Source organism: Salmonella sp. NW722 (genome assembly GCF_051702785.1).
Classification (GTDB): domain Bacteria; phylum Pseudomonadota; class Gammaproteobacteria; order Enterobacterales; family Enterobacteriaceae; genus Salmonella; species Salmonella enterica.
In genome coordinates this window covers 128,836-155,404 of the sequence record NZ_JAMMIN010000004.1, presented here as the reverse complement: position 1 = coordinate 155,404, position 26,569 = coordinate 128,836, and the positions used below count along the sequence as shown (strand labels likewise).

General features: G+C 54.0%; 23 protein-coding genes and 1 pseudogene. 15 read left to right on the top strand and 9 right to left on the bottom strand.

The window, feature by feature from the left end; all coding sequences use genetic code 11:
* Nucleotides 1-20: 20 nt before the first annotated feature.
* From fepC to fepD, 3 genes are read right to left on the bottom strand one after another with little or no spacing between them, the layout of a single operon-like run.
* Nucleotides 21-815, bottom strand: coding sequence for an iron-enterobactin ABC transporter ATP-binding protein (gene fepC, locus NA330_RS11065; RefSeq protein WP_000140622.1), 795 nt, complete (start codon nt 813-815; stop codon nt 21-23).
* Entirely contained in the window at nt 812-1,801 is a 990-nt protein-coding gene (gene fepG / locus NA330_RS11060) for an iron-enterobactin ABC transporter permease (protein WP_072103208.1), read from the bottom strand. Before fepG ends, fepC begins: the two co-directional genes overlap by 4 nt.
* Nucleotides 1,801-2,808: a Fe(3+)-siderophore ABC transporter permease gene (gene fepD / locus NA330_RS11055; RefSeq protein WP_001277880.1), complete on the bottom strand. Its 1,008-nt coding sequence runs from the start codon at nt 2,806-2,808 to the stop codon at nt 1,801-1,803. The genes fepG and fepD overlap by 1 nt, the downstream gene beginning before the upstream one ends.
* Before the next feature lie 110 nt (nt 2,809-2,918).
* On the opposite strand from fepD, the gene entS reads away from it, so the two are divergent.
* Nucleotides 2,919-4,163 carry an enterobactin transporter EntS gene (gene entS, locus NA330_RS11050; protein WP_023242590.1) on the top strand — a complete coding sequence of 415 codons (1,245 nt, stop codon included), beginning with the start codon at nt 2,919-2,921 and terminating at the stop codon, nt 4,161-4,163.
* Nucleotides 4,164-4,225: 62 nt separating this feature from the next.
* Here entS and fepB read toward each other — a convergent pair whose 3' ends face one another.
* A complete protein-coding gene (fepB, locus tag NA330_RS11045; RefSeq protein ID WP_023242591.1) occupies nt 4,226-5,182 on the bottom strand; it encodes a Fe2+-enterobactin ABC transporter substrate-binding protein in 957 nt (318 codons plus the stop codon).
* A 308-nt stretch (nt 5,183-5,490) separates the two neighbouring features.
* On the opposite strand from fepB, the gene entC reads away from it, so the two are divergent.
* The 7 genes from entC (at nt 5,491) to NA330_RS11010 (ending at nt 12,876) form a co-directional block, all read left to right on the top strand.
* On the top strand, nt 5,491-6,666 hold the full coding sequence (gene entC / locus NA330_RS11040; protein ID WP_023242592.1) for an isochorismate synthase EntC: 1,176 nt from the start codon (nt 5,491-5,493) through the stop codon (nt 6,664-6,666).
* A gap of 9 nt (nt 6,667-6,675) precedes the next feature.
* Nucleotides 6,676-8,286, top strand: a complete 1,611-nt coding sequence (entE, locus tag NA330_RS11035; RefSeq protein ID WP_023242593.1) for a (2,3-dihydroxybenzoyl)adenylate synthase EntE — start codon at nt 6,676-6,678, stop codon at nt 8,284-8,286.
* 13 nt (nt 8,287-8,299) lie between these two features.
* The gene (locus NA330_RS11030; RefSeq protein WP_001007166.1) at nt 8,300-9,157 is read left to right on the top strand and encodes an isochorismatase; all 858 of its coding nucleotides are present in this window, start codon (nt 8,300-8,302) and stop codon (nt 9,155-9,157) included.
* Entirely contained in the window at nt 9,157-9,912 is a 756-nt protein-coding gene (entA, locus tag NA330_RS11025) for a 2,3-dihydro-2,3-dihydroxybenzoate dehydrogenase EntA (RefSeq protein WP_023242308.1), read from the top strand. Before NA330_RS11030 ends, entA begins: the two co-directional genes overlap by 1 nt.
* Nucleotides 9,913-9,914: 2 nt before the next feature.
* Entirely contained in the window at nt 9,915-10,328 is a 414-nt protein-coding gene (gene entH, locus NA330_RS11020) for a proofreading thioesterase EntH (RefSeq protein ID WP_000637966.1), read from the top strand.
* A gap of 181 nt (nt 10,329-10,509) precedes the next feature.
* Nucleotides 10,510-12,615, top strand: a complete 2,106-nt coding sequence (cstA, locus tag NA330_RS11015; protein ID WP_001043108.1) for a pyruvate/proton symporter CstA — start codon at nt 10,510-10,512, stop codon at nt 12,613-12,615.
* A 63-nt stretch (nt 12,616-12,678) separates the two neighbouring features.
* Nucleotides 12,679-12,876, top strand: coding sequence for a YbdD/YjiX family protein (locus NA330_RS11010; protein WP_000460619.1), 198 nt, complete (start codon nt 12,679-12,681; stop codon nt 12,874-12,876).
* A 35-nt stretch (nt 12,877-12,911) separates the two neighbouring features.
* Here NA330_RS11010 and NA330_RS11005 read toward each other — a convergent pair whose 3' ends face one another.
* Nucleotides 12,912-14,000 carry an oxidoreductase gene (locus tag NA330_RS11005; RefSeq protein WP_023242309.1) on the bottom strand — a complete coding sequence of 363 codons (1,089 nt, stop codon included), beginning with the start codon at nt 13,998-14,000 and terminating at the stop codon, nt 12,912-12,914.
* Nucleotides 14,001-14,126: 126 nt separating this feature from the next.
* Between NA330_RS11005 and NA330_RS11000 the strand changes: the two genes are divergently transcribed.
* Nucleotides 14,127-15,287 carry a pyridoxal phosphate-dependent aminotransferase gene (locus NA330_RS11000; RefSeq protein ID WP_023242310.1) on the top strand — a complete coding sequence of 387 codons (1,161 nt, stop codon included), beginning with the start codon at nt 14,127-14,129 and terminating at the stop codon, nt 15,285-15,287.
* On the opposite strand, the gene NA330_RS10995 is transcribed toward NA330_RS11000, so the two are convergent.
* The 4 genes and pseudogenes from NA330_RS10995 to dsbG form a co-directional block, all read right to left on the bottom strand.
* Nucleotides 15,288-15,905, bottom strand: a complete 618-nt coding sequence (locus NA330_RS10995) for an IbrB-like domain-containing protein (RefSeq protein WP_001164755.1) — start codon at nt 15,903-15,905, stop codon at nt 15,288-15,290.
* Nucleotides 15,878-17,118: pseudogene (locus NA330_RS10990) on the bottom strand (phosphoadenosine phosphosulfate reductase). The gene NA330_RS10995 and the pseudogene NA330_RS10990 overlap by 28 nt, the downstream one beginning before the upstream one ends.
* 162 nt (nt 17,119-17,280) lie before the next feature.
* The gene (citR, locus tag NA330_RS10985; RefSeq protein ID WP_000002487.1) at nt 17,281-18,186 is read right to left on the bottom strand and encodes a DNA-binding transcriptional repressor CitR; all 906 of its coding nucleotides are present in this window, start codon (nt 18,184-18,186) and stop codon (nt 17,281-17,283) included.
* A gap of 316 nt (nt 18,187-18,502) precedes the next feature.
* On the bottom strand, nt 18,503-19,249 hold the full coding sequence (gene dsbG / locus NA330_RS10980; protein ID WP_000597122.1) for a thiol:disulfide interchange protein DsbG: 747 nt from the start codon (nt 19,247-19,249) through the stop codon (nt 18,503-18,505).
* A 440-nt stretch (nt 19,250-19,689) separates the two neighbouring features.
* Between dsbG and ahpC the strand changes: the two genes are divergently transcribed.
* The 6 genes from ahpC to NA330_RS10950 all read left to right on the top strand — a co-directional run bounded on the left by ahpC (nt 19,690) and on the right by NA330_RS10950 (nt 26,546).
* Nucleotides 19,690-20,253 carry an alkyl hydroperoxide reductase subunit C gene (gene ahpC, locus NA330_RS10975; RefSeq protein WP_000052802.1) on the top strand — a complete coding sequence of 188 codons (564 nt, stop codon included), beginning with the start codon at nt 19,690-19,692 and terminating at the stop codon, nt 20,251-20,253.
* A gap of 241 nt (nt 20,254-20,494) precedes the next feature.
* Nucleotides 20,495-22,060: an alkyl hydroperoxide reductase subunit F gene (gene ahpF / locus NA330_RS10970; protein ID WP_000887644.1), complete on the top strand. Its 1,566-nt coding sequence runs from the start codon at nt 20,495-20,497 to the stop codon at nt 22,058-22,060.
* Nucleotides 22,061-22,392: 332 nt separating this feature from the next.
* Nucleotides 22,393-22,953, top strand: coding sequence for a TorD/DmsD family molecular chaperone (locus tag NA330_RS10965; RefSeq protein WP_023242311.1), 561 nt, complete (start codon nt 22,393-22,395; stop codon nt 22,951-22,953).
* Complete coding sequence (locus NA330_RS10960) at nt 22,946-25,225, top strand: molybdopterin-dependent oxidoreductase (protein WP_023242312.1); 2,280 nt, start codon at nt 22,946-22,948, stop codon at nt 25,223-25,225. Before NA330_RS10965 ends, NA330_RS10960 begins: the two co-directional genes overlap by 8 nt.
* Nucleotides 25,222-25,779, top strand: a complete 558-nt coding sequence (locus tag NA330_RS10955) for a 4Fe-4S dicluster domain-containing protein (RefSeq protein ID WP_023242313.1) — start codon at nt 25,222-25,224, stop codon at nt 25,777-25,779. The genes NA330_RS10960 and NA330_RS10955 overlap by 4 nt, the downstream gene beginning before the upstream one ends.
* Entirely contained in the window at nt 25,779-26,546 is a 768-nt protein-coding gene (locus tag NA330_RS10950) for a dimethyl sulfoxide reductase anchor subunit family protein (RefSeq protein WP_023240940.1), read from the top strand. The genes NA330_RS10955 and NA330_RS10950 overlap by 1 nt, the downstream gene beginning before the upstream one ends.
* Nucleotides 26,547-26,569 lie beyond the last annotated feature (23 nt).

Here is a 26,569-nt window from a genome sequence, read left to right as displayed (position 1 = left end):
TTTGTCATCTGTGTGAACGACTATCGCCGTCCCAGCGGTACCACCAGCGGCGTACCGGCAACCGGATCGTCGATAATCATACAGCGCAGCCCATAGATTTTTTCGATAAGCTCTGCGGTAACAATCTCTTTCGGCGCGCCCTGTGCGACAATGTTACCTTCGCGTAATGCAATCAAATGCGTGGCGTATCGGCAGGCCTGATTCAGGTCGTGCAGGACGGCGGCGAGCGTATAACCTTTTTCGCGGTTGAGATCGCTTAACAACTCCAGCAAATCAATTTGATGGCTAATATCCAGCCACGTTGTCGGCTCATCCAGCAGCATGATGGACGTTTCCTGCGCCAGCACCATGGCTATCCACGCCCGCTGACGTTGGCCGCCGGACAGAGTATCTACGCTTTGCGTCGCCAGTGAGGTGATACCTGTTGCACGCATGGCACTGGCGACGGCGTCGGCATCTTCCTTGCGCCAGCGGGTAAATAACGGCTGATGCGGATAACGCCCTCTGGCGACCAGTTCTTGTACGGTGATATCGCCCGGCGTAGTGGCGTTTTGCGCCAGCAATCCGATGCGCCGCGCCACCTCTTTACTGGCGTAACGCTGTATTTGTTCGCCATCCAGCCAGACATGGCCGTCAACAGGCGTCATCAGACGGCTTAGCGTGCGTAGCAACGTTGACTTGCCGCAGCCGTTAGGGCCGATGATGGCGGTAAAATGGCCGTCCGGAATCGAAACATTAAGGTTTTTTGCGACGGTATAGCTGCCATAACCCAGCGTTAACTGGTCGCCGCGCAAACGGGCTACGGATTCGGTCATTTTTTGCGGGACTCCTGAATTAACAAGACGATAAGGTAAATACCGCCGAGGCTGACGGTGACCACGCCCACTGGAAGCTGATAAGGCATAAACAGTTGCTGCGCGCACGCATCGGCGGCCAGTAGTAATAATGCGCCGCACAGCGCCGACTGGGTTAATCCCCAGCGCGCTGTGCCGCTAAGACGGCGGGCGATGTGCGGCGCGACAAGGGCAATAAACGAGATGGGGCCAGCCAGTGCCGTTGCCGCAGCGGTGAGCGACACCGCCACCAGCATCAACATCAGGCGTGACCGCTCCACGCTAACACCCAGCGCGCAGGCGCTGTCATCGCCCATCTCCAGCAGCCGCATACGACGCACCAGTAGCGCGGCGCCTGTCAGCATCACAATAATCAGCGGCGCCGAAGGCCAGGTTTTTGCCCATGTCAGACCGTTGAGCGACCCGGCGTTCCATAAGCCGGCGGTGAGCGCCGTTTCCAGCGACGCCTGCAACAGAAGCCAGGTATTAAAGGCGACTAACATCGCGCGGATGCCGATACCGATGATAATCAGCCGGAAAGTTTCAATCCCGTTACGCCAGGCGAGCAGCCAGACAATCAATGACGTGACGATACCGCCCGCCATTGCCGCCAGCGCGATCGCGGTAAGATGCTGGCCAAACAGGACCATTGCGACCAGTACGCCGCTCCAGGCGCCGGTATTAAAGCCCATCACATCAGGGCTGCCTAGGGGGTTACGCATCAACGACTGAAAAATCGCGCCACTGACGCCAAGCGCAGCGCCAATCAGCAGCGCCATTAATACGCGCGGTAGTCGCCATTCGGTTACGACAAGGGTGATGTTACGCGGCGCGTCGCCCAGCAGCGCGGCAATAATCTGCCCGGTCTCAAGAGGCATGGCGCCGCTTTGCAGACTCCATAAGCCAATGGCGAAGCAGCCAGCCGCCAGAAGCAGGCAACTTACGATAAGCCGACGAGAAAGAAACATCACAGGCCGCCTCCGCTCGATTTACGACGTACCAGAAAGATAAGTACCGGCGCGCCGATAAACGCACTGACGACCGATACGCGGAGTTCGCCCGGCACCAACAGACGACCAATAATATCGGCAAAAAGCAGCAGAGCAGGGGTTGCCAGTAGCGTCACTGGCAGCGACCAGCGGTGGTCTGCGCCCACCAGCCAACGCGCCATATGCGGCATCATCAGACCAATAAAGGCGATAGGGCCGACCAGCGCCGTTGCGCTGCCGCACAAGACGGTAATCGCCAGTAAACCGATAAGTTGGGTGCGCGCCACTTTACTCCCCAGCGCCGTCGCGGTATCGCTGCCGAGGCTCAGGCTGTTCAGCGCACGGCTCAGAAATAGCGCCACGATCCCAGCGATAACCACGGGCGCAAGCGCGACTTTCAACGTTTGCAGGCTGCGAATGTCCAGCGATCCTGCCTGCCAGAAGCGAAGCTGGTCATAGACCTCTGGATTTAACAGCGCGATGCCGCTGGTCAATCCTTCCAGTACCGCGCCAAGCGCCACGCCCGCCAGTGTCAGGCGGACCGGGCTTAACTGGCCGCCGCCCTGACTACCGGTGAAGGCGACAATCAGCGATGCGATAAGCGCGCCGCTAAATGCCATGAAAAGCTGTTCCAGCGGCGTGGAGAAACCAAACAGCGCCGCGCCCAGTACAATGGCGAAGCTGGCGCCGTTGTTAACGCCCAGAATCCCCGGGTCGGCGAGCGGGTTGCGAGTGAGTGTTTGCATGAGCGCCCCGGCGAGACCCAACGCGCCGCCTGCCAGTAATCCGGCCAGCGTACGCGGCAAACGCGCATCCAGGACGATGGTGCAATCGGCGCTTTGGCATACGCCGGTGAACGCCTCCAGCACGACGGCGGCGGGCAGCGGTTTCGCGCCAATGACCAGGCTTAAAACCGCGGCGAGACTCAGTAATAACAACAATCCGGGCACGGCAAACGCGCGCGTCACGGAAAACGAGCATGACATAGTAACTTCCCTGATAATGATAGTAATTATCGTTATCTATCTTATTTGGTTATGTTAGCATGTGCAGCCATTGAATGGATATTTAAAAAAACTCGCATTAAGGCGTTGTAATGAATCGACAATCCTGGCTGCTCAATCTCAGCCTGTTGAAGACGCACCCTGCATTTCGCGCAGTATTTCTGGCCCGTTTTATCTCTATTGTCTCGCTGGGGCTGCTTGGCGTGGCGGTTCCGGTACAGATCCAAATGATGACGCACTCCACCTGGCAGGTGGGGCTGTCGGTAACGTTAACCGGCGGCGCCATGTTTATTGGCTTAATGGTGGGCGGTGTGCTGGCCGATCGCTACGAACGCAAAAAGGTGATTCTGCTGGCGCGCGGTACTTGCGGTATTGGCTTTATTGGCCTGTGCGTGAACGCGCTGCTGCCGGAACCCTCATTGTTGGCGATATATCTCCTTGGCCTGTGGGACGGCTTTTTCGCGTCTCTGGGCGTGACCGCGTTACTGGCGGCGACGCCAGCGCTGGTCGGAAGAGAAAATGTGATGCAGGCTGGCGCGATTACCATGCTGACGGTACGTCTGGGATCGGTTATTTCCCCGATGTTGGGGGGCATATTGCTTGCCAGCGGCGGCGTAGCCTGGAACTATGGGCTGGCGGCCGCCGGGACGTTTATTACGCTATTGCCGCTACTGACGCTGCCGCGACTGCCTGTTCCTCCGCAGCCGCGGGAAAATCCATTTATCGCGTTACTGGCGGCATTTCGTTTTTTGCTCGCCAGTCCGCTTATCGGCGGTATTGCGCTGCTTGGCGGTCTGGTGACGATGGCAAGCGCGGTACGCGTCCTCTATCCGGCGCTGGCGATGAGCTGGCAGATGTCGGCGGCGCAAATCGGTTTGCTGTATGCGGCAATTCCGCTGGGGGCGGCCATTGGCGCGCTGACCAGCGGACAACTGGCGCATAGCGTTCGTCCGGGGCTCATTATGCTGGTTTCGACAATCGGTTCTTTTCTGGCGGTGGGGCTGTTCGCCATCATGCCGGTCTGGATCGCAGGTGTTATCTGTCTGGCGCTGTTTGGCTGGCTTAGCGCCATCAGTTCGTTATTACAATACACCCTGCTGCAAACCCAGACGCCGGAAAATATGCTGGGGCGAATGAACGGCCTGTGGACCGCGCAAAACGTCACGGGAGACGCTATCGGCGCGGCGCTGTTAGGCGGTCTTGGCGCAATGATGACGCCGGTCGCGTCCGCGAGCGTGAGTGGATTCGGGCTGGTGATTATCGGTTTGCTGCTGCTGTTAGTGCTGGGCGAGCTACGTCGTTTTCGCCAGACGCCGCCGGTTAGCGATGCTGGCTGATGAAGGGGCGTTTATCCGACTGACAAAATCGGTCTGGTCAGTCGGATAAGACTCCGATAAGGCTAAAACAGGGCGGCCAGCCGGTTAAGCAACAATGTTGCGCTGTAATAATCCAGACGGAACGTCTCCGTGCCCAGGGCATAGACGCGCTTATTTTGCACCGCTGGCAGGTGCGCCAGCAGCGGATTGGCGTAAAGGGCCGCGACATCTTTGTTGTCGCCGGCAAACAGGAAAAGAGATTCGCCGTTTAACCCGGCGGCCAGATTTTCACCGCCAAGCTGAATGATATCGTGGCGCTTACCCTGGCTTTTGCTGGTTTGCAGTCCTCGGGGCAATGTCGCCAGCGTAAAGCCTAACTGCGTCAATAGCTTGCCTTGTGCTGATTCTGGCGTCCACAGATTGGCGCTATGCGCGGCAGGGGTATACACCAGCGCGCTAACCGGCTGCGGCGGCAGGGCGATTCGCTGTTTAACCGTCGTCAGTTGTGCCTCAAATTCCGCTATTCGCGCGGCGGCCTGTTTCTCCTGGCCGGTGATCTCGCCAAGCTGCGTGAGCAAACTCTGCCAGCTTTTATCGTCATAATTGATGACGAGCGTCGGCGCGATAGCAGAGAGCTGATCGTAAAGCGCCAGCGCGGAGTCGCCGCCGGTGGCGCTAATCAAAATGAGATCCGGCATTTGCGCGGCGACCGTTTCGGCATTCGGTTCGCCGATGTACAGCCGGGCGACATGGCGAGCCTTTGCTACGTCGCTCCACTGGCGCATAAACCCTTGATCGTCAGCAAAGCGGTTATTCGGCGTAGTGGCTCCGCTGGCGACGACGGGCGCATCAATCGCCAGCAGCGAGCCTGTCAACGTCACGCTGGTAGAGACGATACGCGCGGGTTTGTGGTCCAGAGTATGAACGCCGCGGCTGTCCTGGATTTGCCGGGGCCAACTGGCGTCCTGGGCTAAGGATATTCCTGAAATTGATAAACCAACCACTAAAAGCAGCCAACGATAAAAGGCGGGGAGTCTCACAATAGCGTCCTGTTATTAATAAAGTTAATGCTTCTCATTTTCATATCAGCGGCAGCGAGATGCAAGCCTTAGTGCCATTTAACTCATGACCAGAGTTGACAGAGCGACGTTTTACTCTTAGGTTAGCGCACTAAAAATAGAAATAATAATCATTATTATACACAAAATCATTCAAGAAGCATCGCAACGGCAAGGGAAGAAATCCCCGCGGGCATAGATAACTGTGTGACCGGGGTTTCTGAGCGCAGCCAACAAAGAGGCAGCTTGAAAGATGAAATGTATATAAGCCTTTATCATTGGAGGATGATATGGATATGTCACTGGCCGAGGACGCTCAGGAGACAATGGCAACGCTTGCTCCCGATCGCTTTTTCTTCATGTCGCCGTATCGCAGTTTTACCACTTCCGGGTGCTTCGCCCGTTATACCGAGCCTGCGGTTGCCGGAGATTCGCCGGATAGCCCTTTCCAGCAGAAATTGCGCCAGCAGTTTGCCGAGGCCAAATCGCAGGGCATCGCCAACCCTATCCTGGTGGGGGCGATCCCCTTTGATACCCGTCAGCCGTCGTCGCTATTTATCCCGATGGCGTGGCAGTCCTTTTCTCGCCAGCAAAAGCAGCGCACGGCGCGTTATTTTACTGACCATCAGCCGCTGACGGTGACGGCGCGAAAGGCGATTCCGGAGCAGGATGCTTTTGAAGCGATGGTCGCACGCGCGGCTATGCTGACCGCCACGCCAGACGTCGATAAAGTGGTGCTTTCCCGGTTAATAGATATCACCACTGATGTGGCGGTGGATAGCGGAGCATTGCTGGAGCGGCTGGTTGCGCAGAATCCAGTTAGTTACAACTTCCATGTGCCACTGGCGGATGGCGGCGTTCTGCTGGGCGCCAGCCCCGAATTGCTGCTACGCAAGGAGGGCGAGCGGTTTAGTTCGCTGCCGTTAGCAGGCTCGGCACGCCGACAGCCGGATGACGTTCTGGATCGCGAGGCGGGAAACCGACTGCTGGCTTCACAAAAAGATCGCCATGAACATGAGCTGGTGACGCAGGCGATGAAGCAGATCCTGCGCAATCGCAGCACGGAACTGCAATTACCTTCCTCTCCGCAGTTGATCACCACGCCGACGCTATGGCATCTCGGTACGCCGTTTGAGGGCAAGGCCAACGCCGGAGAAAACGCGCTGACGCTGGCCTGTCTGCTGCATCCGACCCCAGCGTTAAGTGGTTTCCCCCATCAGGTCGCGAAAAAGCTGATTGCTGAACTGGAACCGTTCGATCGTGAACTGTTTGGCGGCATTGTCGGCTGGTGCGACGCCGAAGGAAACGGCGAGTGGGTAGTGACGATTCGTTGTGCGAAATTGCACGGTAATCAGGTGCGCCTGTTCGCCGGCGCCGGGATTGTCCCTGCCTCTTCGCCAGTCGGCGAGTGGCGGGAAACCGGCGTCAAGCTCTCTACGATGTTGAACGTTTTTGGACTGCATTAAGGAACGATGATGCGTATACCTTTCACCCGTTGGCCGGATGAATTTGCCCGCCGTTATCGTGAAAAAGGCTACTGGCAAGACGTGCCGTTGACCGATATTCTGACCCGCCACGCTGACAGCGACAAGACGGCGGTCATTGAAGGCGAGCGCGCATTCAGCTATCGCCAGCTCAACCAGGCCGCAGATAATTTGGCCTGCTATTTACGCCATCAGGGCATCAAACCTGGCGAAACCGCTCTGGTGCAACTGGGGAATGTACCGGAACTGTATATCACCTTTTTCGCCCTGTTGAAGCTTGGCGTAGCGCCTGTTCTGGCGCTGTTTAGCCATCAACGTACCGAACTTAACGCCTATGCGATGCAGATCGCGCCGACGCTGGTGATTGCCGATCGCCAACATACGCTGTTCGCCGGCGAGGACTTTCTCAACACGTTTGTGGCTGAACACCGCTCTGTGCGGGTGGTGTTATTGCGTAACGACGACGGCGATCACAGCCTGGACGCGGCGATGCGGCAGGCGGCGGAAGATTTCACCGCCACGCCATCACCTGCTGACGAAGTGGCCTACTTTCAGCTTTCCGGCGGTACTACCGGCACGCCAAAGCTTATTCCCCGTACCCATAACGACTATTACTACAGCGTGCGCCGCAGCAATGAGATTTGCGGTTTCAACGAGGAGACGCGTTTTCTGTGCGCGATTCCCGCCGCGCATAACTACGCCATGAGTTCGCCGGGCGCGCTGGGCGTTTTTCTCGCCAAAGGAACGGTAGTGCTGGCGACCGATCCCAGCGCCACGCTCTGTTTCCCGCTGATCGAAAAACACCAGATTAATGCCACGGCGCTGGTGCCGCCCGCGGTCAGTCTATGGCTACAGGCTATCCAGGAGTGGGGCGGCAATGCGCCGCTGGCGTCATTAAGGTTATTGCAGGTCGGCGGCGCGCGGCTTTCTGCGACGCTGGCCGCCCGTATTCCGGCTGAAATTGGTTGTCAGTTGCAGCAGGTCTTCGGCATGGCGGAAGGGTTAGTGAACTATACCCGGCTGGACGATAGTCCGGAACGGATTATCAATACCCAGGGAAGACCCATGTGTCCGGACGACGAAGTGTGGGTGGCGGATGCCGACGGGAATCCACTGCCGCCGGGCGAGATTGGTCGTCTGATGACGCGCGGCCCCTATACTTTTCGCGGCTATTTCAACAGTCCGCAACACAATGCCAGCGCCTTTGACGCCAAAGGTTTTTACTGCTCCGGCGATCTGATCTCCATTGATCAAGACGGCTACATCACCGTTCACGGGCGTGAAAAAGATCAGATCAATCGGGGCGGCGAGAAGATAGCCGCCGAAGAGATAGAAAACCTGTTACTGCGCCACCCGGCGGTGATCCATGCGGCGCTGGTCAGCATGGAAGATGAACTGCTGGGGGAAAAAAGTTGCGCATATCTGGTGGTAAAAGAGCCGCTGCGAGCGGTACAGGTACGCCGTTTCCTGCGAGAGCAGGGCGTGGCGGAATTTAAATTACCGGATCGCGTGGAGTGCGTTGCGTCACTGCCGCTGACGCCGGTTGGTAAAGTCGATAAAAAACAATTACGCCAGCGGTTGGCGTCACGTTCACCGCTCTGAAGGAGAAAGAGAGATGGCCATTCCAAAACTACAGTCTTACGCGCTGCCCACCGCACTGGATATCCCGACCAACAAAGTGAACTGGGCATTTGAGCCGGAGCGCGCGGCGCTGCTCATCCACGATATGCAGGATTACTTTGTCAGCTTTTGGGGCCGCAACTGCCCAATGATGGACCAGGTGATTGCCAATATCGCCGCTCTGCGCCAGTACTGTAAGGAACATCATATCCCGGTCTATTACACCGCTCAGCCGAAAGAGCAAAGCGATGAAGATCGCGCGTTACTCAATGATATGTGGGGGCCGGGACTGACGCGCTCTCCGGAACAGCAGAAGGTGGTAGAAGCCTTAACGCCGGATGAGGCAGATACGGTGCTGGTGAAGTGGCGCTATAGCGCGTTTCACCGCTCGCCGCTGGAACAGATGTTAAAAGATACCGGACGCAATCAGCTCATCATTACCGGCGTGTATGCGCATATTGGCTGTATGACCACCGCTACCGATGCGTTTATGCGCGACATTAAGCCGTTTATGGTGGCGGATGCGCTGGCGGATTTCAGCCGGGAAGAGCATCTGATGGCGCTGAACTATGTGGCGGGGCGTTCCGGTCGCGTCGTCATGACCGAGTCGCTGCTGCCGACGCCGGTTCCTGCCAGTAAAGCGGCGCTGCGGGCGTTGATTCTGCCGTTGCTGGATGAGACCGACGAGCCGCTGGATGATGAAAACCTGATTGATTATGGCCTGGATTCAGTACGCATGATGGGGCTGGCAGCGCGCTGGCGTAAAGTACACGGCGATATCGACTTCGTGATGCTGGCGAAAAACCCGACCATTGACGCCTGGTGGGCGCTGCTTTCTCGCGGGGTAGAGTAATGACCGGCTTTGATTTTTCAGACAAAACGGTATGGGTGACCGGGGCGGGGAAAGGGATCGGTTACGCGACGGCGCTGGCGTTTGTCGACGCCGGGGCGCGGGTGATCGGCTTCGATCGCGAATTTACGCAAGAGAATTATCCCTTTGCTACCGAAGTCATGGATGTGGCGGATGCCGCACAGGTTGCGCAGGTGTGCCAGCGTGTGTTGCAAAAAACGCCGCGGCTGGATGTGCTGGTCAACGCCGCCGGTATTTTACGTATGGGAGCGACCGATGCGCTTAGCGTCGACGACTGGCAGCAGACATTTGCGGTCAATGTGGGCGGGGCATTTAACCTGTTTTCGCAGACGATGGCGCAGTTTCGCCGTCAGGAGGGAGGGGCGATTGTCACCGTAGCCTCAGATGCGGCGCATACGCCGCGTATCGGTATGAGCGCCTACGGTGCCTCTAAAGCGGCGCTGAAAAGCCTGGCGCTAACCGTAGGGCTGGAGCTGGCGGGCTGCGGGGTGCGCTGTAATGTGGTGTCGCCTGGTTCGACTGACACCGATATGCAGCGCACGTTATGGGTGAGTGAAGATGCCGAACAGCAGCGTATTCGCGGTTTCGGCGAACAGTTTAAGCTCGGCATACCGCTCGGTAAAATCGCCCGTCCGCAGGAGATAGCCAATACCATTTTGTTTCTTGCCTCCGATCTGGCCAGCCACATTACCTTGCAGGATATCGTGGTGGACGGCGGTTCAACATTGGGAGCCTGACGATGATCTGGAAACGGCATTTAACGCTGGATGAATTGAACGCTACCAGTCAGAACACGCTGGTGGCGCATCTGGGCATTGTTTACACCCGTCTGGGCGATGACGTGCTGGAGGCGGAAATGCCTGTCGATGCCCGCACTCATCAACCGTTTGGTCTGCTACACGGCGGCGCATCGGCAGCGCTGGCGGAGACGTTAGGATCAATGGCGGGTTATCTGATGACCCGCGACGGGCAGTGCGTGGTCGGGACCGAGTTAAACGCCACCCACCACCGCGCCGTCTCGCAGGGGAAAGTACGCGGCGTTTGCCTGCCGCTGCATCTGGGGCGGCAGAATCAAAGCTGGGAAATTACGCTCTTTGACGAGCAGGGGAGGCGCTGCTGCACCTGTCGCCTGGGAACGGCGGTAATGGGATAGTTCTGGCAAAGTAAAATGCAATTGCAGCGTCAACGAAGAAAGGAAGTGATCTGGTTAACACTGTAATGTAAAAAATGGGTAACGATCCGGTTTTATCATGTTGTTGTGTTGTTAATTACGGTAAAGGTGTTATAGAAACAAAATGTAACATCTCTCTGGAACACCCAAACGGACAACAACTATGAATAAATCAGGGAAATACCTCGTCTGGACAGCGCTCTCAGTATTGGGTGCGTTTGCCCTGGGCTATATTGCGTTAAATCGTGGGGAACAGATCAACGCGCTATGGATCGTGGTGGCGTCGGTCTGTGTCTATCTTATTGCGTATCGTTTTTATGGGCTCTATATCGCCAAAAAAGTGCTGGCGGTTGACCCAACGCGTATGACGCCCGCGGTACGTCATAATGATGGTCTGGATTATGTCCCGACCGATAAAAAAGTGCTGTTCGGTCACCATTTTGCGGCCATTGCTGGCGCAGGTCCTCTGGTCGGGCCGGTACTGGCGGCGCAGATGGGCTATCTGCCGGGGATGATCTGGCTGCTGGCGGGCGTCGTGCTGGCGGGAGCGGTGCAGGACTTTATGGTGCTGTTCGTCTCGACCCGGCGCGATGGGCGTTCGCTTGGCGAGCTGGTTAAAGAGGAGATGGGCGCGACGGCAGGGGTGATCGCGCTGGTAGCCTGCTTTATGATCATGGTGATCATTCTGGCCGTCCTGGCGATGATCGTGGTGAAAGCGCTGACCCATAGCCCGTGGGGAACGTACACTGTCGCGTTCACTATTCCACTGGCGATTTTTATGGGCATCTACCTGCGTTATCTGCGTCCGGGGCGCATCGGCGAGGTGTCGGTCATTGGGCTGGTATTTCTTATTTTCGCTATTATTTCCGGCGGATGGGTGGCGGCAAGCCCAACCTGGGCGCCGTACTTTGATTTTACTGGCGTGCAGCTTACCTGGATGCTGGTGGGTTATGGTTTTGTCGCGGCGGTACTGCCGGTCTGGCTGCTGCTCGCGCCGCGTGATTACCTCTCTACCTTCCTGAAAATTGGTACGATTGTCGGTTTGGCGGTCGGGATTCTGATTATGCGTCCGACGCTGACTATGCCGGCGCTGACCAAATTTGTTGATGGTACCGGACCGGTCTGGACGGGCGACCTGTTCCCGTTCCTGTTTATTACCATTGCCTGCGGCGCGGTATCCGGTTTCCATGCGCTCATCTCCTCCGGCACGACGCCGAAGATGTTGGCCAACGAAGGCCAGGCCTGCTTTATCGGCTACGGCGGGATGTTAATGGAATCTTTCGTCGCCATTATGGCGCTGGTCTCCGCCTGTATTATCGATCCGGGCGTTTACTTTGCGATGAATAGCCCGATGGCGGTACTGGCGCCAGCGGGGACAGCGGATGTCGTGGCTTCTGCCGCGCAGGTGGTCAGTAGTTGGGGTTTCGCTATCACGCCGGATACGTTACACCAGATTGCCAATGAAGTCGGCGAACAATCCATTATCTCCCGCGCAGGCGGAGCGCCAACGCTGGCGGTAGGGATGGCCTACATTTTACATGGCGCGTTGGGCGGCATGATGGATGTGGCGTTCTGGTATCACTTCGCCATTCTGTTTGAAGCGCTGTTTATTCTGACGGCGGTGGATGCGGGTACCCGTGCGGCGCGCTTTATGTTGCAGGATTTGTTGGGCGTAGTGTCGCCAGGGCTGAAACGTACCGATTCGCTGCCAGCGAACCTGCTTGCTACGGCATTGTGCGTGCTGGCGTGGGGGTATTTCCTCCATCAGGGCGTGGTCGATCCGTTGGGCGGTATTAACACCCTGTGGCCGCTGTTTGGCATCGCTAACCAGATGCTGGCGGGCATGGCGCTGATGCTTTGCGCCGTGGTACTGTTCAAAATGAAGCGTCAGCGTTATGCGTGGGTCGCGCTGGTGCCGACGGCCTGGCTGCTGATTTGTACGCTGACGGCGGGCTGGCAGAAAGCGTTTAGTCCGGATGCGAAAATCGGCTTCCTGGCCATTGCCAATAAGTTCCAGGCGATGATCGACAGCGGCAATATTCCGCCGCAGTACACCGAATCGCAGCTCGCGCAGTTGGTATTCAATAACCGTCTGGATGCCGGGCTAACCATCTTCTTTATGGTGGTGGTCGTGGTGCTGGCGGTCTTCTCTATTAAGACGGCGCTGGCCGCTCTGAAGATTGATAAACCGACGGCGAATGAAACGCCGTATGAGCCGATGCCGGAAAATGTGGATGAGATCGTGACGCAGGCGAAAGGCGCGCACTAATCTTTTTACATCAATAGCCCTCTCCAGAATAAGGAGAGGGCATTTGGATGACAGGTGACAACGATGTTCGATACGCTTTCGAAAGCCGGAAAATATCTGGGACAGGCCGCAAAAATGATGATTGGCGTGCCAGACTACGACAACTATGTTGAGCATATGCGCATAACGCATCCGGATCAGACGCCGATGACCTATGAAGAATTTTTCCGCGAGCGGCAGGATGCGCGCTATGGTGGAAAAGGCGGCGCGCGTTGCTGCTGAGGGTTGCCAGGCCTGATAAACGCAATGTCACCAGGCTATATTCTGAAAAATTCAACTTTTTCAAACGCCGCACGCAGGGTGTCTGGCGTTAACGTCACCGGTAAATAGTGGATGGATTCGACCGGGCGCAGGGTATGCGCGATGACCCTATCGATCTCGGCGGTGTTATGAATATCCACGTCCAGTTCGCTAAGCCGGGCCGGCAGATGAAATCGCCGGTACGCTGCAATCAATTGCGCCAGCACGTCATCTTGTCCCAGTAGCGCGCTTTGCACCAGAATGCCATAAGCCACTTTCGTTCCGTGCAGGAATTTTTCCGTTTGCGGCAGGACGGTCAGACCGTTGTGTACCGCATGGGCGGCGGCGACACGGGTATAGCGTTCCCCGAGGCCGCCGACCATACCGCCGCCAGCGATAATCGCATCCACCACGTCGCAAAATGGCTGGGTCAGCCGACGCTGCTGTTTATCCGCTAATGCTTGTTCGCTGCTGGTCAGCAGGAGATCGCGAATAGCGCACGCGCTGTTAATGCCCAGTCTTACGGTCAAAGGTAACGTTTCAGGCTGCGGCGCAAGCACAACGGCTTCATACCATTTCGCCAGCGTATCGCCAATGCCAGCTAACAGATAGTCATCGGGCGCCTGCAGAATAATGCGCGGTTCGACCAGCACCAGAAAATTGGCATCATCAAAAATTTCGAACTGTAACGCCTGTCCCGCGTCGTTATACCAGACGGAAAGCGGTGTCCAGGCGGCGCAGGTCGCCGCGATCGTCGGGATAGCGACAAACGGCAGCGCCAGACGGCGGGCGAGCGCTTTGGCGGTATCGAGCAGCGCGCCGCCGCCGACGCCTATCACCACCTGACGATCGTCGTTGCAGGCGTGCGCCAGTTGGGCAACATGGCGTTCGCTACAATGGCCGGTAAACTGCAGATGTTTTGCGCCAGCACGTTCAAACGCTTCCGGCAGGTAAGGCCGGGCGGCGGCAATCGCGCGTTCGCCGTACACCCAAACGGCGTGGGAAAGCTGTTCCGGCGTGAAAAAGTCTGTCAGTCTTCCGAGGCTTCCGGCATGGGAAAAATAATTCGCCGGGCCGGTAACGACGCGGATTTCAGTGTGGTTCATGTTGTGTTGTCCTTAGGGTCTTCTCACCGCTGTTATTATATTTAGACATCTAAACGTCTTGATTGCCAAATACTAACACCCTGTGATAGTGTGTCAATAACCACATCACTGGCGGGTACGAAGATAATGAGAAATAACCCACTGATTCCAAAAAGCAAATTGCCCAATCTTGGCACCACGATTTTTACGCAAATGAGCGCGCTGGCGCAGAAACATCAGGCAATAAATTTATCGCAAGGCTTCCCTGATTTTGATGGTCCTCGTTATTTGCACGAGCGGTTGGCTTATCATGTCGCGCAGGGCGCGAATCAATATGCGCCGATGACGGGCGCGCAGGCGCTGAGGGAGGCCATAGCCGATAAAACGGCGGAAATATATGGTTATCGACCCGATGACGTAAGTGATATCACCGTCACAGCGGGCGCGACAGAAGCGTTGTACGCGGCGATTACCGCGCTGGTGCGGGCAAGGGATGAGGTTATCTGTTTCGATCCCAGTTACGACAGCTATGCCCCGGCCGTGGCGCTTTCCGGCGGCGTGTTAAAACGCATAGCGCTTACGCCGCCGCATTTTCGCGTCGACTGGCAGGCGTTTTCGGCGTTGCTTAGCGAGCGCACGCGGCTGGTGATCCTCAATACGCCGCATAATCCCACCGCTACCGTCTGGCGTCAGGAGGATATCGAGGCGCTGTGGCAGGCTATCGGCGAGCGGGAAATTTATGTATTAAGCGATGAAGTGTACGAACATATTTGTTTTGCCGTCGAAGGCCATGCCAGCGTATTGGCGCACCCTCAGTTACGAGAGCGGGCGGTTGCCGTTTCATCGTTTGGTAAAACCTTTCATATGACAGGATGGAAGATTGGTTACTGCGTTGCGCCTGCGGCCATTAGCGCCGAAATACGTAAAGTTCATCAGTACCTGACGTTTTGCGTCAATACGCCGGCGCAACTGGCGCTGGCGGATATGCTGCGCGCCGCGCCGGAACACTATCGCGCGTTACCCGATTTTTACCGGAAAAAACGCGATGTGCTGGTTAACGCGCTGGCGCAAAGCCGATTAAAAGTGCTGCCCTGTGAAGGTACCTATTTTCTGTTAATCGATTACAGCGCAGTGTCGACGCTAAATGACGTTGAGTTTTGTCAGTGGCTAACCGAAGAAGTCGGTGTCGCCGCTATTCCACTCTCTGTCTTTTGCGCTGCCCCTTTCCCGCATCAGCTTATACGTTTATGTTTCGCTAAACAGGAATCAACGCTGCTGGCCGCCGCAGAGCGCCTGTGTAAACTGTAGTTATTTAACCGTCCACGCTCTGGAGAATCGACGGTCTGCAAAAAGCTCCTGCAGGCCGTTGATCTGTTTCAGGCGTAGGACTTCATCGGCGTCCATACCTAACTCCTGGCCGATTTTGCTCTCGTCCCAGCCTAGCAGAGAAAGTTCGCGCACGATTTCTGACATGGCGTGGATCTGGTGACGCCCGCGCGCGCGGTTATGCCGAATGGTTGCCGCCATGCGTTCGTGACGTTCTCTGTCCAGACACGTTATCGGCAGGTAGCCTTTCAGACGCCTTTTCAGGGCCGCTTTTCCTTTGCCCAGCTCATGACGGTGAAAACCGTCCACAATCTCGTACTCCTCGGCATCGGCCTTTACCACCACGATCGGCTGAGTAAACCCATCTTGTTCAATCGATTTAAGCAGCAGTTTTTTCTCCGGCGGCGCAACGTTATTCGGGTTGTAGTCATTAGGCGAAATATGATCGTTTTTCACCCACAGGACACAATCGACAGGCTCATCGCGAAAAGGACTAACGCTATGTATCGCCATTCTAAATTCATTAATGGCGGCGATCCTCTCCTCTTCAGGCAGTTCAGAGAGAAAGTGAGTTATTTCGGTTGTGAGTCGGTGTTGCATAAGATCCCCCATTCCTGGCGTTTAGCTTTCATACGTTCGTTATAACGCTGGTAATTCTTAGGTTTTGTCGGACTGAATGACAGCGCCCGGCACCAGTAATCATTGTTCAGTAATACTTTGCAGATCCGTCGCCACGACGGAATATCGCGCGATCCGATATCGCCATGCTGCGTTTGTGGAATGGTGTGCATGCCTTTTTTCTTATACCACTGCAAATAAACGGCGATTTTATTACGGTAATGTTCGGCAGTGACTTCAGGCATACTGTGTAGCAGGAGCAGCGCGTACTCTTCCCAGTTAAGGTGATCGGGTTTTAAAATTTTCCGGTGGCCGTAAAAATGGCTGTCTTGTCCGGCGTATATTCCTCCGCTGAGTGCGCCGCTGACTCTGGCGCACATGGCCGGGCCGCCCAGCGCTCAGGTTCGATAACATGATACAGCCATAACCCCTGTCGTTGTTCCGGGCCGAACGGTTCGCAAATACGCATGTAACGGGGCGGTACGCCAGCCTGATACATCAAATTATACAAAGGGTTACAGGGTTTACCTGTTTTGGCGAACCAGGTCCAGATATCTGCGGTTTTCCAGTCATAGATGGGATAGATATACCAGGTGTGCCCCTTAGGGGCTAACGTGGTCCAGGGCTTATCGTCGGCAAAGCGCAGCTTATGCGAGTTAGCGATAGCGGCAAATCGGTTATAGGATTCGTCGGAACGAATACCGACCAGCATAGCGGCAGGACGTTTTTCTGAAAACCAGTCGGCAAAATCGCGAACGAACTGTTCAAAGGTCATGCCTTGTTGATAAAAGGAAAAAAAGGCCGGATCGGTAATCGCATCTTCTGGCGGTTGTCGTACCCAGTCGGTACCCGGCTGCCAACACTGCCACTCCGGCTGGTATTGTGAAAGGGAATTTTGTGTGGTTAAGGGTAATGCGACCCAATAAAAACGCTCAATAACGTCCGCGTAATATTCACGTAATGATTCAATATAGGCGATGGTACAGGAGAATTGCGCTTCCCAGTCAATGAAGAGAACATGGATCTTTTTATTCATTTTGCGCGCCAACGTTGCCGTCAGGTGCAGCATAAGTCCTGAATCTTTACCACCAGAAAATGAGACGCAGACCCGGGGTAAGGTTTCCAGGGTCCACATTATACGCTCTTGAGCCGCTTCCAGAACATTTTGCTCAAGCGGAACTTTATAAACCGACATCTCTGGATAGTCTCCGATGTGTTAACTAGAGTATATTCGAATAATTAACATAAAGGATAAGCGGATTAGATGAACTTGCAATGCTTTATTATATTTGCTAAATAAATACATTATGTAGACATATACATTGAATTTATATTACCTCCCTCTTGGGCCTTCTTATTAATACTTTTTTGTGATGTGCTCAATGAGCTCAGCAAATCCGCTATTATTCAGCGAAGCTCTATTATACATAAGATAGAGGGGGTTAGCAGGAACAGAAAAAGGTGTGGAAATTTGTCTAAGCTTAACCGTGGGTTGATAATAATCCACAATAATCTTAGGTAAAAAACCAATAAGATCTGTCACGCTAATCGCATTGGCAATAGTGATAAGCGACTTACTTTTAAAGCCTATAGTTCTTTCTGCTAATACATGATTAAGGAAAGTCTGATGCTCTTTTACTGCGGCATCATCGGCGGCGATGAGATGAGTAAAAGTTTCTTTCAGCAGTTCTTCAACGCTTACGCTCTCTCGCAATCGGGGATGGTTTTCACTGCAAACCAGAACGCATTCCACCCTATAAAAGTGCGTACAAACAATGGAGCGATTACTGATCGGCGACATCGAGAGGACAATATCTGCTTTACGGTAGGCGAGAAGATCTTCAGGAGATTCTTCCGTTCCCAAAATGTCGTGATGTTCAATTTCAATCTGTGGGTCTTTACGCAGATATTTCATCAGTTCCAGTAATTGTTTCGTTATCAACAATTGTGGGCTGTAGATAATAAACTTTTTCTTCAGGCTGGACTGATTCATTATATTAATAGTTTGTTCCAGGCTGTTAAGGTTATTTTCTAAATGATAATGTAAATTAATGCCTGTTACGGTAGGCGTAATTCCTTTACCTGAACGAATAAATAGAGGGTCGTTGAATTGCGTGCGCAGGCGTTGCAATGACTGGCTTACGGCAGAAGGTGTAATATAGAGTGTTTCTGCTGCTTTGCTAATGCTTAAATGTTGATAGATACATTCAAATATAACCAACAAGTTAAGATCAAATTTTTTCAGGTCGTAAAGGTTAGCCATAGTATCTTCCCGGCATCATCATGGTATCTTTCATGATTATGACTTAATCTCAATAATTTACCAGAGTTATGTTTATTAAACTTAATGTAGAGTTTATTTAAACTAAAATACCACAGTTATGAATATTTTAGCGAGTAAATAATCACAGTAAAGGCGGACATAACGTACACTTTTATAATCACGCCGTTAGTCTAAAAAGGCTGTGCCGGATGACATGCTGGTCTGGCGTCGCGTTAATGCCAGGAAGAGGTTGGCCCGACAAACGCAGCGCTATCGGGCGTGGTACGGTTAAGCTTCTGCCTTGCTAATTTCTGCGTTAAGGCTGCCCCATCATGGCGTCCAGTTGCGCTTTTTCCGGTAAACCCACAACCTGTTGCAAAATCTTATCTTTATTCATGTAATAAATTGCTGGCGTCGCGTTAGCGCCAAGATCGTCCATTAACTGCTGATTCTGATTAATGACTTTCATCTGCGCCGGGGGGATGGACGCCGGAACCTCCAGCTTCATCTTTCCTGCGGAGGCTTCATAGTCATGCCAGGTTTTCGCCGGGTCTTTCGCGGCTAAAATCGCTGCGGCTGTGGCCGGGCTTTCCGGTTTAATCACGCCGACCAGTAACGTACGTAATTGTACCTTGCCGGATTCGACCCACGGGCGAGCTTGCTGCCAAAACTGCTTACAATAGGGGCAGAAAGGGTCGGCGAAGACATACAGCACCACCGGCGCGTCTTTTTTACCGTCGAGTATCCATGACGCTTTTTCCATTTTCTGCCACATTTCACGTCCGGCCGGCGCATAGATCTCTTTTTCTATCAGGGCGTTGCTAAGATTTTCACCTTTTTCATTATACATATAGCCGGAAATCGCGTGTTTGCCGTCCGGCGTCAGGTAAATCGTGACGCCCATATCCTGATACTTTCCGAGATAGCCCTTCATGCCCCCCGGCGCCTCGAAGGATTTCAGGATAGTTATGCCCTGTTTTTCAATGGCTTTAACCGGCGCAGGCAGTTCTTCCGCGTGGGCGAGAATGGGCAGCATAGCAAGCAGCAATGTACGTTTAATCATATTTTTTCCTTTTAAGATCAAAGCGAAAAGAGTATTAATGATGATGCCTATCACAGACATAGGTAAGAGCTGGCGTGCCGGGATTGCCCTTTCTATGCTGGGGTGATGTAATCCTTTTCGCTGTTACAGCCTTTGTTAAGGTAATGTAGAGCGCAACACTTAGCCAGCATATACGCTATGGATTTCGAGTTGCAGACAATACGTCTGTAATTTGCAAGACGAGTCGTACTGGCTCTGAAGTTACCTACGGGTAGTTCAGGTAATGGGGCCGCCTGTCAGGCGGCCTTTTTACTTTAGATGGCTGACAGGGCGCAGTGTTCACAATGTCGCCCGAATCGGGTTGTTAGTTAACGCTTATTGATTTGATAATGGAAACGCATTAGCCGAATCAGCAAAATTTCGTTAACTTACTCCTCAACGAAAACACGGAGGAAGTATAGATGTCCTTAATTAACACCAAAATCAAACCTTTCAAAAACCAGGCGTTCAAAAACGGTGAATTCATTGAAGTCACCGAGAAAGATACCGAAGGCCGCTGGAGCGTCTTCTTCTTCTACCCGGCCGATTTTACCTTTGTTTGCCCGACTGAACTGGGTGACGTTGCCGACCATTACGAAGAACTGCAGAAGCTGGGCGTAGACGTTTATTCCGTCTCAACCGATACTCACTTCACGCACAAAGCATGGCACAGCAGCTCTGAAACTATCGCAAAAATCAAATATGCGATGATCGGCGACCCGACTGGCGCCCTGACCCGTAACTTCGACAACATGCGTGAAGATGAAGGTCTGGCAGACCGTGCGACCTTTGTTGTTGACCCGCAGGGTATTATCCAGGCGATCGAAGTTACCGCTGAAGGTATCGGCCGTGACGCGTCTGACCTGCTGCGTAAAATTAAAGCAGCACAGTACGTTGCCGCTCACCCAGGCGAAGTATGCCCGGCGAAATGGAAAGAAGGTGAAGCGACTCTGGCTCCATCTTTAGACCTGGTTGGTAAAATCTAAATTTCCGTCGTCTCTCACGCCATAGCTGCGTTGGCGTCGCCTGCTCACCCCGGTCACTTACTTCAGTAAGCTCCCGGGGATTCTCAGGCTAGCCGCCTTACTCTGACGTGAAATACTTTGGAAATTGTTTCAGTCATGGGCGCACCCGCGCCCATTTCATTTCAGCACCATGACGCAAGTTGCATTAATGCAGTCCCGCGCAGTCGGCTTGCATGATGATGTTTTCAGAGAGGGAAGAAGAATGCTCGACACAAATATGAAAACCCAGCTCAGGGCTTACCTTGAGAAACTGACCAAACCTGTTGAGCTGATTGCCACGCTGGATGACAGCGCTAAATCGGCGGAAATCAAGGAACTGCTGGCTGAAATCGCCGAGCTGTCCGACAAAGTCACATTTAAAGAAGACAATACTCTGCCGGTGCGCAAGCCGTCTTTCCTGATTACGAATCCAGGTTCTCAGCAGGGGCCGCGCTTTGCCGGTTCTCCGCTGGGCCACGAATTTACCTCGCTGGTTTTGGCGCTGCTGTGGACCGGCGGTCATCCGTCAAAAGAAGCGCAGTCGCTGCTGGAGCAGATTCGCGATATTGACGGCGATTTTGAATTCGAAACTTATTATTCACTCTCCTGCCATAACTGCCCGGACGTAGTGCAGGCGCTGAACCTGATGGCGGTGTTGAACCCGCGTATTAAACATACGGCAATTGATGGCGGCACCTTCCAGAACGAAATCACCGAACGTAACGTGATGGGCGTTCCGGCGGTGTTTGTCAACGGTAAAGAGTTCGGCCAGGGACGTATGACTCTGACCGAGATTGTCGCTAAAGTGGATACTGGCGCAGAAAAACGCGCGGCGGAAGCGCTGAACAAACGCGATGCGTATGACGTACTGATTGTCGGCTCCGGCCCGGCGGGCGCGGCGGCGGCGGTCTACTCGGCGCGCAAAGGCATCCGTACCGGTCTGATGGGCGAGCGCTTCGGCGGTCAGGTGCTGGATACCGTGGATATCGAAAACTATATCTCGGTGCCGAAAACCGAAGGCCAGAAACTGGCGGGCGCGCTGAAAGCGCATGTCAGCGATTACGACGTTGACGTTATCGACAGCCAGAGCGCAAGTAAACTGGTTCCGGCCGCGACAGAAGGCGGCCTGCATCAGATTGAAACGGCGTCCGGCGCAGTATTGAAAGCGCGCAGTATCATCATCGCCACCGGCGCGAAATGGCGCAATATGAATGTGCCGGGCGAGGATCAGTATCGCACCAAAGGCGTCACCTATTGTCCGCACTGCGACGGTCCGTTATTTAAAGGGAAGCGTGTGGCGGTCATCGGCGGCGGCAACTCCGGCGTTGAAGCGGCTATCGATCTGGCAGGTATTGTAGAACACGTTACGTTGCTGGAGTTTGCGCCGGAGATGAAGGCGGATCAGGTGCTACAGGACAAAGTGCGTAGCCTGAAAAATGTCGATATCATTTTGAATGCGCAAACGACAGAAGTGAAGGGCGACGGTTCGAAAGTGGTGGGGCTGGAGTATCGTGACCGTGTCAGCGGCGATATTCATAGCGTCGCGCTGGCAGGCATTTTTGTGCAGATTGGTCTGTTGCCGAATACCCACTGGCTGGAAGGCGCGCTTGAGCGTAACCGCATGGGCGAGATCATTATTGACGCCAAATGTGAAACCAGCGTTAAGGGCGTCTTCGCCGCAGGCGATTGTACCACCGTTCCTTACAAACAGATTATCATCGCCACAGGCGAAGGGGCGAAAGCCTCGTTGAGCGCCTTTGATTATCTGATTCGTACCAAAATCGCATAAAAAGAAGTAAGCACACCTGCAAGGCCAGTTAACTGGCCATCGTAAATGGCCCGATAGTGTAAGCTATTCGGGCCTGCGGTGTTTATGCCCGGGGAACGCCGCCGGGTAAAACACGTTCTTCATTATCAATACTCTGAAACCGTCTGTTAATAACAGACGGTTTTTTATTTCAACGGTCTTCTGTTTTTAAACTTTGAAACAATAAAAAAGCCTTCTACGGATTTAACTGGAATTTTTCTGTTTTTTTATCAAAGAAAGATTAAGCGCTTCCGCTAACATGCCCATTCTTTTTTCTTGATTTATATTGCATTTGTATGTGAGGTTATTTATTCATGGATTCAATCTATGAATCACTGACGGAATTAGAAAAAACAGGGCTTACATTGCGTGATTTTTTTAATTCTCATGATAGTCATTCACTGAAATCTGCCTACGTGAGATTAAATCCCTCTGCTGCGGTAAACCTTACCGACCGGGCGTGGCTGGAAGCGGAGTATGACTTTAATGCGCTATTCGTCGGTCCTGGCAAGCTGCTGGCTGCGCCTTTCGCTTCAGTGTATCTGGAAGAGGATGCGCTGGTGATGGGAAAGGCGACGCTGGAGATACGGGAGTTTATGGCAGCGTTGGGATTGTCGGTTAATCAGGAGATCAATATTCCTGACGATCATATTTCCTGCGTGCTGGAGTTGACCACACTATTACTGGCTAATACCCGGCAAACGTCACAATACCGCTCTACTCTCACTCAATATATCAATAACTATTTAACAAAGTGGGTGCCATTATATATCGAAAAAATAAAAACTCATGCACAAACGACCACGTTATATACGGTGGCGGACATCTTATTTTATTGGTTTGATGAATTAAAACGAGAGTATCAATATGAGTAATGAGACGGGACATCTGAACAGACGTTCTTTTTTAAAGGGGATAGTGGCGCTGGGCGCCGTTGCGGCTTTACCCGGAGGATTACTGACCTCCCGATGCGCGCTTGCGCAGCCGCCTGTTCCCTTTAACCCTAAAACGTACAAAATTTATCGTAACGCGTGTCCGCGTAACTGCTATGACACCTGTAGCCTCAAGACGTGGGTAAAGGACGGGGTCATTACTTTCGTGGAAGGCGCGCCGGAATCAACATTTACTCACGGTACCCCTTGCGTCAAAGGGTTAAGCTATCCGCGCCGGGTTTATAGCCCCGATCGTATTAAATATCCCATGGCGCAGGACGTTCGCGGTAGCGGCAACTGGCGTCGCATCTCATGGGAAGAGGCGATGCAGCGCATTGCCGCCAAAATGCTGGAGATTAAGAAAAAAGACGGTTCTATGCTCGGTCTGGCGCTGACCAAATATTCCGGTAAGTTTGGCGTGCTGAACTATGCCGTTGAAGGGATGATGTCCTCGCTTGGCTACACCACCCGTTTTGCCGGTACGCCGTGCTGGCCTGCCGGCATCGACGCGCAAAACTACGACATGGGCGACATGTGGTGTAACGACCCGGAAGATATGGTGAAAGCGAAATACATCATTATCTGGGGCGCCAACCCGGCCTGGTGCTCAATGCACAGCATGAAGTACATCTATCAGGCGCGCGAGAAAGGGGCGAAGGTCGTGGTTATCGACCCGCTGCTGTCGCAGACTGCTGCCAAAGCCGATCTCTACCTGCGCGTACGGCCTGGCTCAGACGGTGCGCTGGCGCTGGGGATGGCGCGTCATCTGGTGGATAAAGGCCTGGTGGATCAGAATTTTGTCAACAACGATGCTCACGGCTATCCGGAATTTGAAGCCTATCTGCGTAACCATGTGACCGTGGAGTGGGCAGCAGAAATCTGCGGCCTGTCTGCGGATGTCATTCGCCAGCTGGCAGAAGAGTTTACGGCGGTTAAGCCGGCCACGGTCTGGATTGGTTACGGGATGCAGCGTCATGTCAACGGCGGCGCCAACGTTCGCGCTATCGATGCCTTTGTCGCTATGTCCGGCAACATCGGTGTCGAAGGCGGCGGCGCGCGTTATGGCCATCTGCATACCTGGGGCTTTAACTATAACGCCATGATGCAGAAGCCGCCGGTGGGCGCTATTGGCATACCGGGAGCGGCGGGCACCACCAGTGAATTCGGGGCTGCCGCTGGCAGCGACGCCGTGCAGTACTCCGATCGCTCTCTGAATATCAACCAGACGGCGCAGGGGATTCTGGAGGCCAACGATCCGCCGGTTCGTATGCTGTGGGTCGCCTGTAAAAACCCGTTTGCCCAGGATTTCGATCGCAGCAAGATGAAAAAAGCGTTTGAAAAACTGGAAATGGTGGTCTGCGCCGATCAGTTCTTCAACGAAACGGTGCAACACGCTGATATCGTGCTGCCCGTTACCACCGCGTTTGAAGAGTGGAACGTGGATGCTTCTTACTGGCACTACTGGCTTTCCATTAATCAGCCGGCGATTAAGCCGATGTATGAAGCAAAATGCGACCTTGAAATCGCGACCATGCTGTCGCGCACCATGAATAAGATGGCGCCGGGTTCCTGTACCTTCCCGCAAGAGTTCGATCACAAGCGCTGGCTGGATCAGGAGTTCAACGACGGTATGGCGAAAATGTTCGGCATCTCTTCCTGGGACGATCTGCTGGACGGGCCGAAAAAAGCGATCCTGCCAAGCTCTGCCGCCTGGTATGACCGCAAGTTCAAAACGCCGTCAGGCAAGTATGAATTTAAATCTGAACTGGCGGAGAAAAACGGCCACACCGCGCTGCCGGAATACAAACCGGAAGCCGAGAGCAAACTGCCGTTCCATCTGTTTACGCCGCACGTGCAGTTTGGCCTGCACTCGCAGTTTATCAACCTGGACTGGATGCAGGTGTTCTACCCGGAACCGTTCGTTTATATCCATCCTTCTTCCGCACAAAAAAAAGGCATCAGCGAGAACGATCTGGTCAAAGTTTTCAATGGCACCGGTGAAGTTGAGCTGCGGGCAAAAGTCACCACCAACGTGCCGGAAGATTTTCTGGTGATGTATGAAGCGTGGTTCCCGAAACGGCAGTACAACGTGCAAAACGTCGTGGCCGATACGCCTGCTGATATGGGGCTGATGAAAACTGGCGCGCCGGGCGCCGCTATCCACAGTCAGTTTGCTGACGTTGTATTGATCGGTAAAGGGGAATCCGTAGCATGAGACGTGCGTTTTTAGTGAGTAGCGATAAGTGCATCGGCTGCCGCGGCTGTGCTATGGCGTGTAAAAGCTTTAACCAACTGGAGCCGGATCGCTTCTGGCGCTACGTTTATCCGTTGGATAAAGACATCTATCCACATGAAGAGCGGGCGTTTTACTCGCTGGCCTGTAACCACTGCGAACATCCGGCCTGCGTCGCCGCCTGTCCGGTCGAAGCCTATACCAAACGTGAAGATGGCGTGGTGGTGCATAACCCTGAGCGCTGCATTGGCTGCAAAAACTGTATTCGTAACTGTCCTTATGGCGCGCCGCGTTTTAATGAAGAGACGCGTAAAGCGGAAAAATGCAGTATGTGCTACGAGCGTCTTGATATCGGTATGAATCCGGCGTGCGTAAACGCCTGTCCGGTGGGCGCCTTGTCGATTATCGATTTGGATGCCGATCCTGTGCCCGATAATGCGGTGCAGTATCCGCCAGGGTTCCCGCATATGCCACAGCTCAATCCAGGAACGCGCTTTATTCTGGCGCGCCAGCCTAAGCAGCCGGAGGACAAGTAATGGAAAAATATGAACTGCCGCTGGTGTTTTTTACGGTATTAAGCCAGATGTCTGTCGGGATGGCTTTGGTACTGACATGGCGTACGCTGCGTGGTGAAGTGGAAGGCCAGCGTTTCTATTGGTTGGCCACCGGGCTGGTGCTGGCATTGGCGTCTATTGCCGCGATTCTGCATCTGGCGCATCCCGATCGCGCTTATAATGCGCTGATTAACCTGCGACATGCCTGGTTAAGTCGGGAAATCCTTGGCGCCACGTTGTTTGGCGCAGCGGTCGGCGTAACTTTCCTGGCAAAGGGACATAAAGCGATGGCTCTTATCGCCTCCGTGTTCGGCGTGTTACTGGTGGCGGTGCAGGGGATGACCTACGCCGCGCCAGCGATGGTGGCTATCGCTAATGGGTTTACCATGCTGTTATTTTTTATTACGGTATGGGTCATGGGTTGCGCGGCGATTCCGCTGTTAAAACTCAGGCCTGCCGTTCCTGCGTTACGCCAGGGGATTGTGGTGTGTATCGCGGTACTTATCGCGGCGCCGCTGGTGTGGTTAAGCGGGGGAACGATAATGCAGATGACGGCGCGTTCATGGCTGGCTTCACCGTTTTATCTGGTAAGCCTGGTCTGCCTTGCGCTCGCTTTTGTCGCCAGCCGTCACGGTGATTCGCGCCCGAAACTCCTGTTCGTCTTGTTATTCGTCGGCGTATTTCTGAGTCGGCTGGTCTTTTTTGGCGACACGGTGAGTACTATTGTGAATATCGGGCATTTGTACTAACGATGATGCAGTAAAAAGCCCTG

Coding starts and splice junctions, on each gene's coding strand:
- fepC (WP_000140622.1), bottom strand. CDS start 815: ATGACCGAATCCGTAGCCCGTTTGCGCGGCGACCAGTTAACGCTGGGT.
- fepG (WP_072103208.1), bottom strand. CDS start 1,801: ATGTTTCTTTCTCGTCGGCTTATCGTAAGTTGCCTGCTTCTGGCGGCT.
- fepD (WP_001277880.1), bottom strand. CDS start 2,808: ATGTCATGCTCGTTTTCCGTGACGCGCGCGTTTGCCGTGCCCGGATTG.
- entS (WP_023242590.1), top strand. CDS start 2,919: ATGAATCGACAATCCTGGCTGCTCAATCTCAGCCTGTTGAAGACGCAC.
- entC (WP_023242592.1), top strand. CDS start 5,491: ATGGATATGTCACTGGCCGAGGACGCTCAGGAGACAATGGCAACGCTT.
- entE (WP_023242593.1), top strand. CDS start 6,676: ATGCGTATACCTTTCACCCGTTGGCCGGATGAATTTGCCCGCCGTTAT.
- NA330_RS11030 (WP_001007166.1), top strand. CDS start 8,300: ATGGCCATTCCAAAACTACAGTCTTACGCGCTGCCCACCGCACTGGAT.
- entA (WP_023242308.1), top strand. CDS start 9,157: ATGACCGGCTTTGATTTTTCAGACAAAACGGTATGGGTGACCGGGGCG.
- entH (WP_000637966.1), top strand. CDS start 9,915: ATGATCTGGAAACGGCATTTAACGCTGGATGAATTGAACGCTACCAGT.
- cstA (WP_001043108.1), top strand. CDS start 10,510: ATGAATAAATCAGGGAAATACCTCGTCTGGACAGCGCTCTCAGTATTG.
- NA330_RS11010 (WP_000460619.1), top strand. CDS start 12,679: ATGTTCGATACGCTTTCGAAAGCCGGAAAATATCTGGGACAGGCCGCA.
- NA330_RS11005 (WP_023242309.1), bottom strand. CDS start 14,000: ATGAACCACACTGAAATCCGCGTCGTTACCGGCCCGGCGAATTATTTT.
- NA330_RS11000 (WP_023242310.1), top strand. CDS start 14,127: ATGAGAAATAACCCACTGATTCCAAAAAGCAAATTGCCCAATCTTGGC.
- NA330_RS10995 (WP_001164755.1), bottom strand. CDS start 15,905: ATGCAACACCGACTCACAACCGAAATAACTCACTTTCTCTCTGAACTG.
- citR (WP_000002487.1), bottom strand. CDS start 18,186: ATGGCTAACCTTTACGACCTGAAAAAATTTGATCTTAACTTGTTGGTT.
- dsbG (WP_000597122.1), bottom strand. CDS start 19,249: ATGATTAAACGTACATTGCTGCTTGCTATGCTGCCCATTCTCGCCCAC.
- ahpC (WP_000052802.1), top strand. CDS start 19,690: ATGTCCTTAATTAACACCAAAATCAAACCTTTCAAAAACCAGGCGTTC.
- ahpF (WP_000887644.1), top strand. CDS start 20,495: ATGCTCGACACAAATATGAAAACCCAGCTCAGGGCTTACCTTGAGAAA.
- NA330_RS10965 (WP_023242311.1), top strand. CDS start 22,393: ATGGATTCAATCTATGAATCACTGACGGAATTAGAAAAAACAGGGCTT.
- NA330_RS10960 (WP_023242312.1), top strand. CDS start 22,946: ATGAGTAATGAGACGGGACATCTGAACAGACGTTCTTTTTTAAAGGGG.
- NA330_RS10955 (WP_023242313.1), top strand. CDS start 25,222: ATGAGACGTGCGTTTTTAGTGAGTAGCGATAAGTGCATCGGCTGCCGC.
- NA330_RS10950 (WP_023240940.1), top strand. CDS start 25,779: ATGGAAAAATATGAACTGCCGCTGGTGTTTTTTACGGTATTAAGCCAG.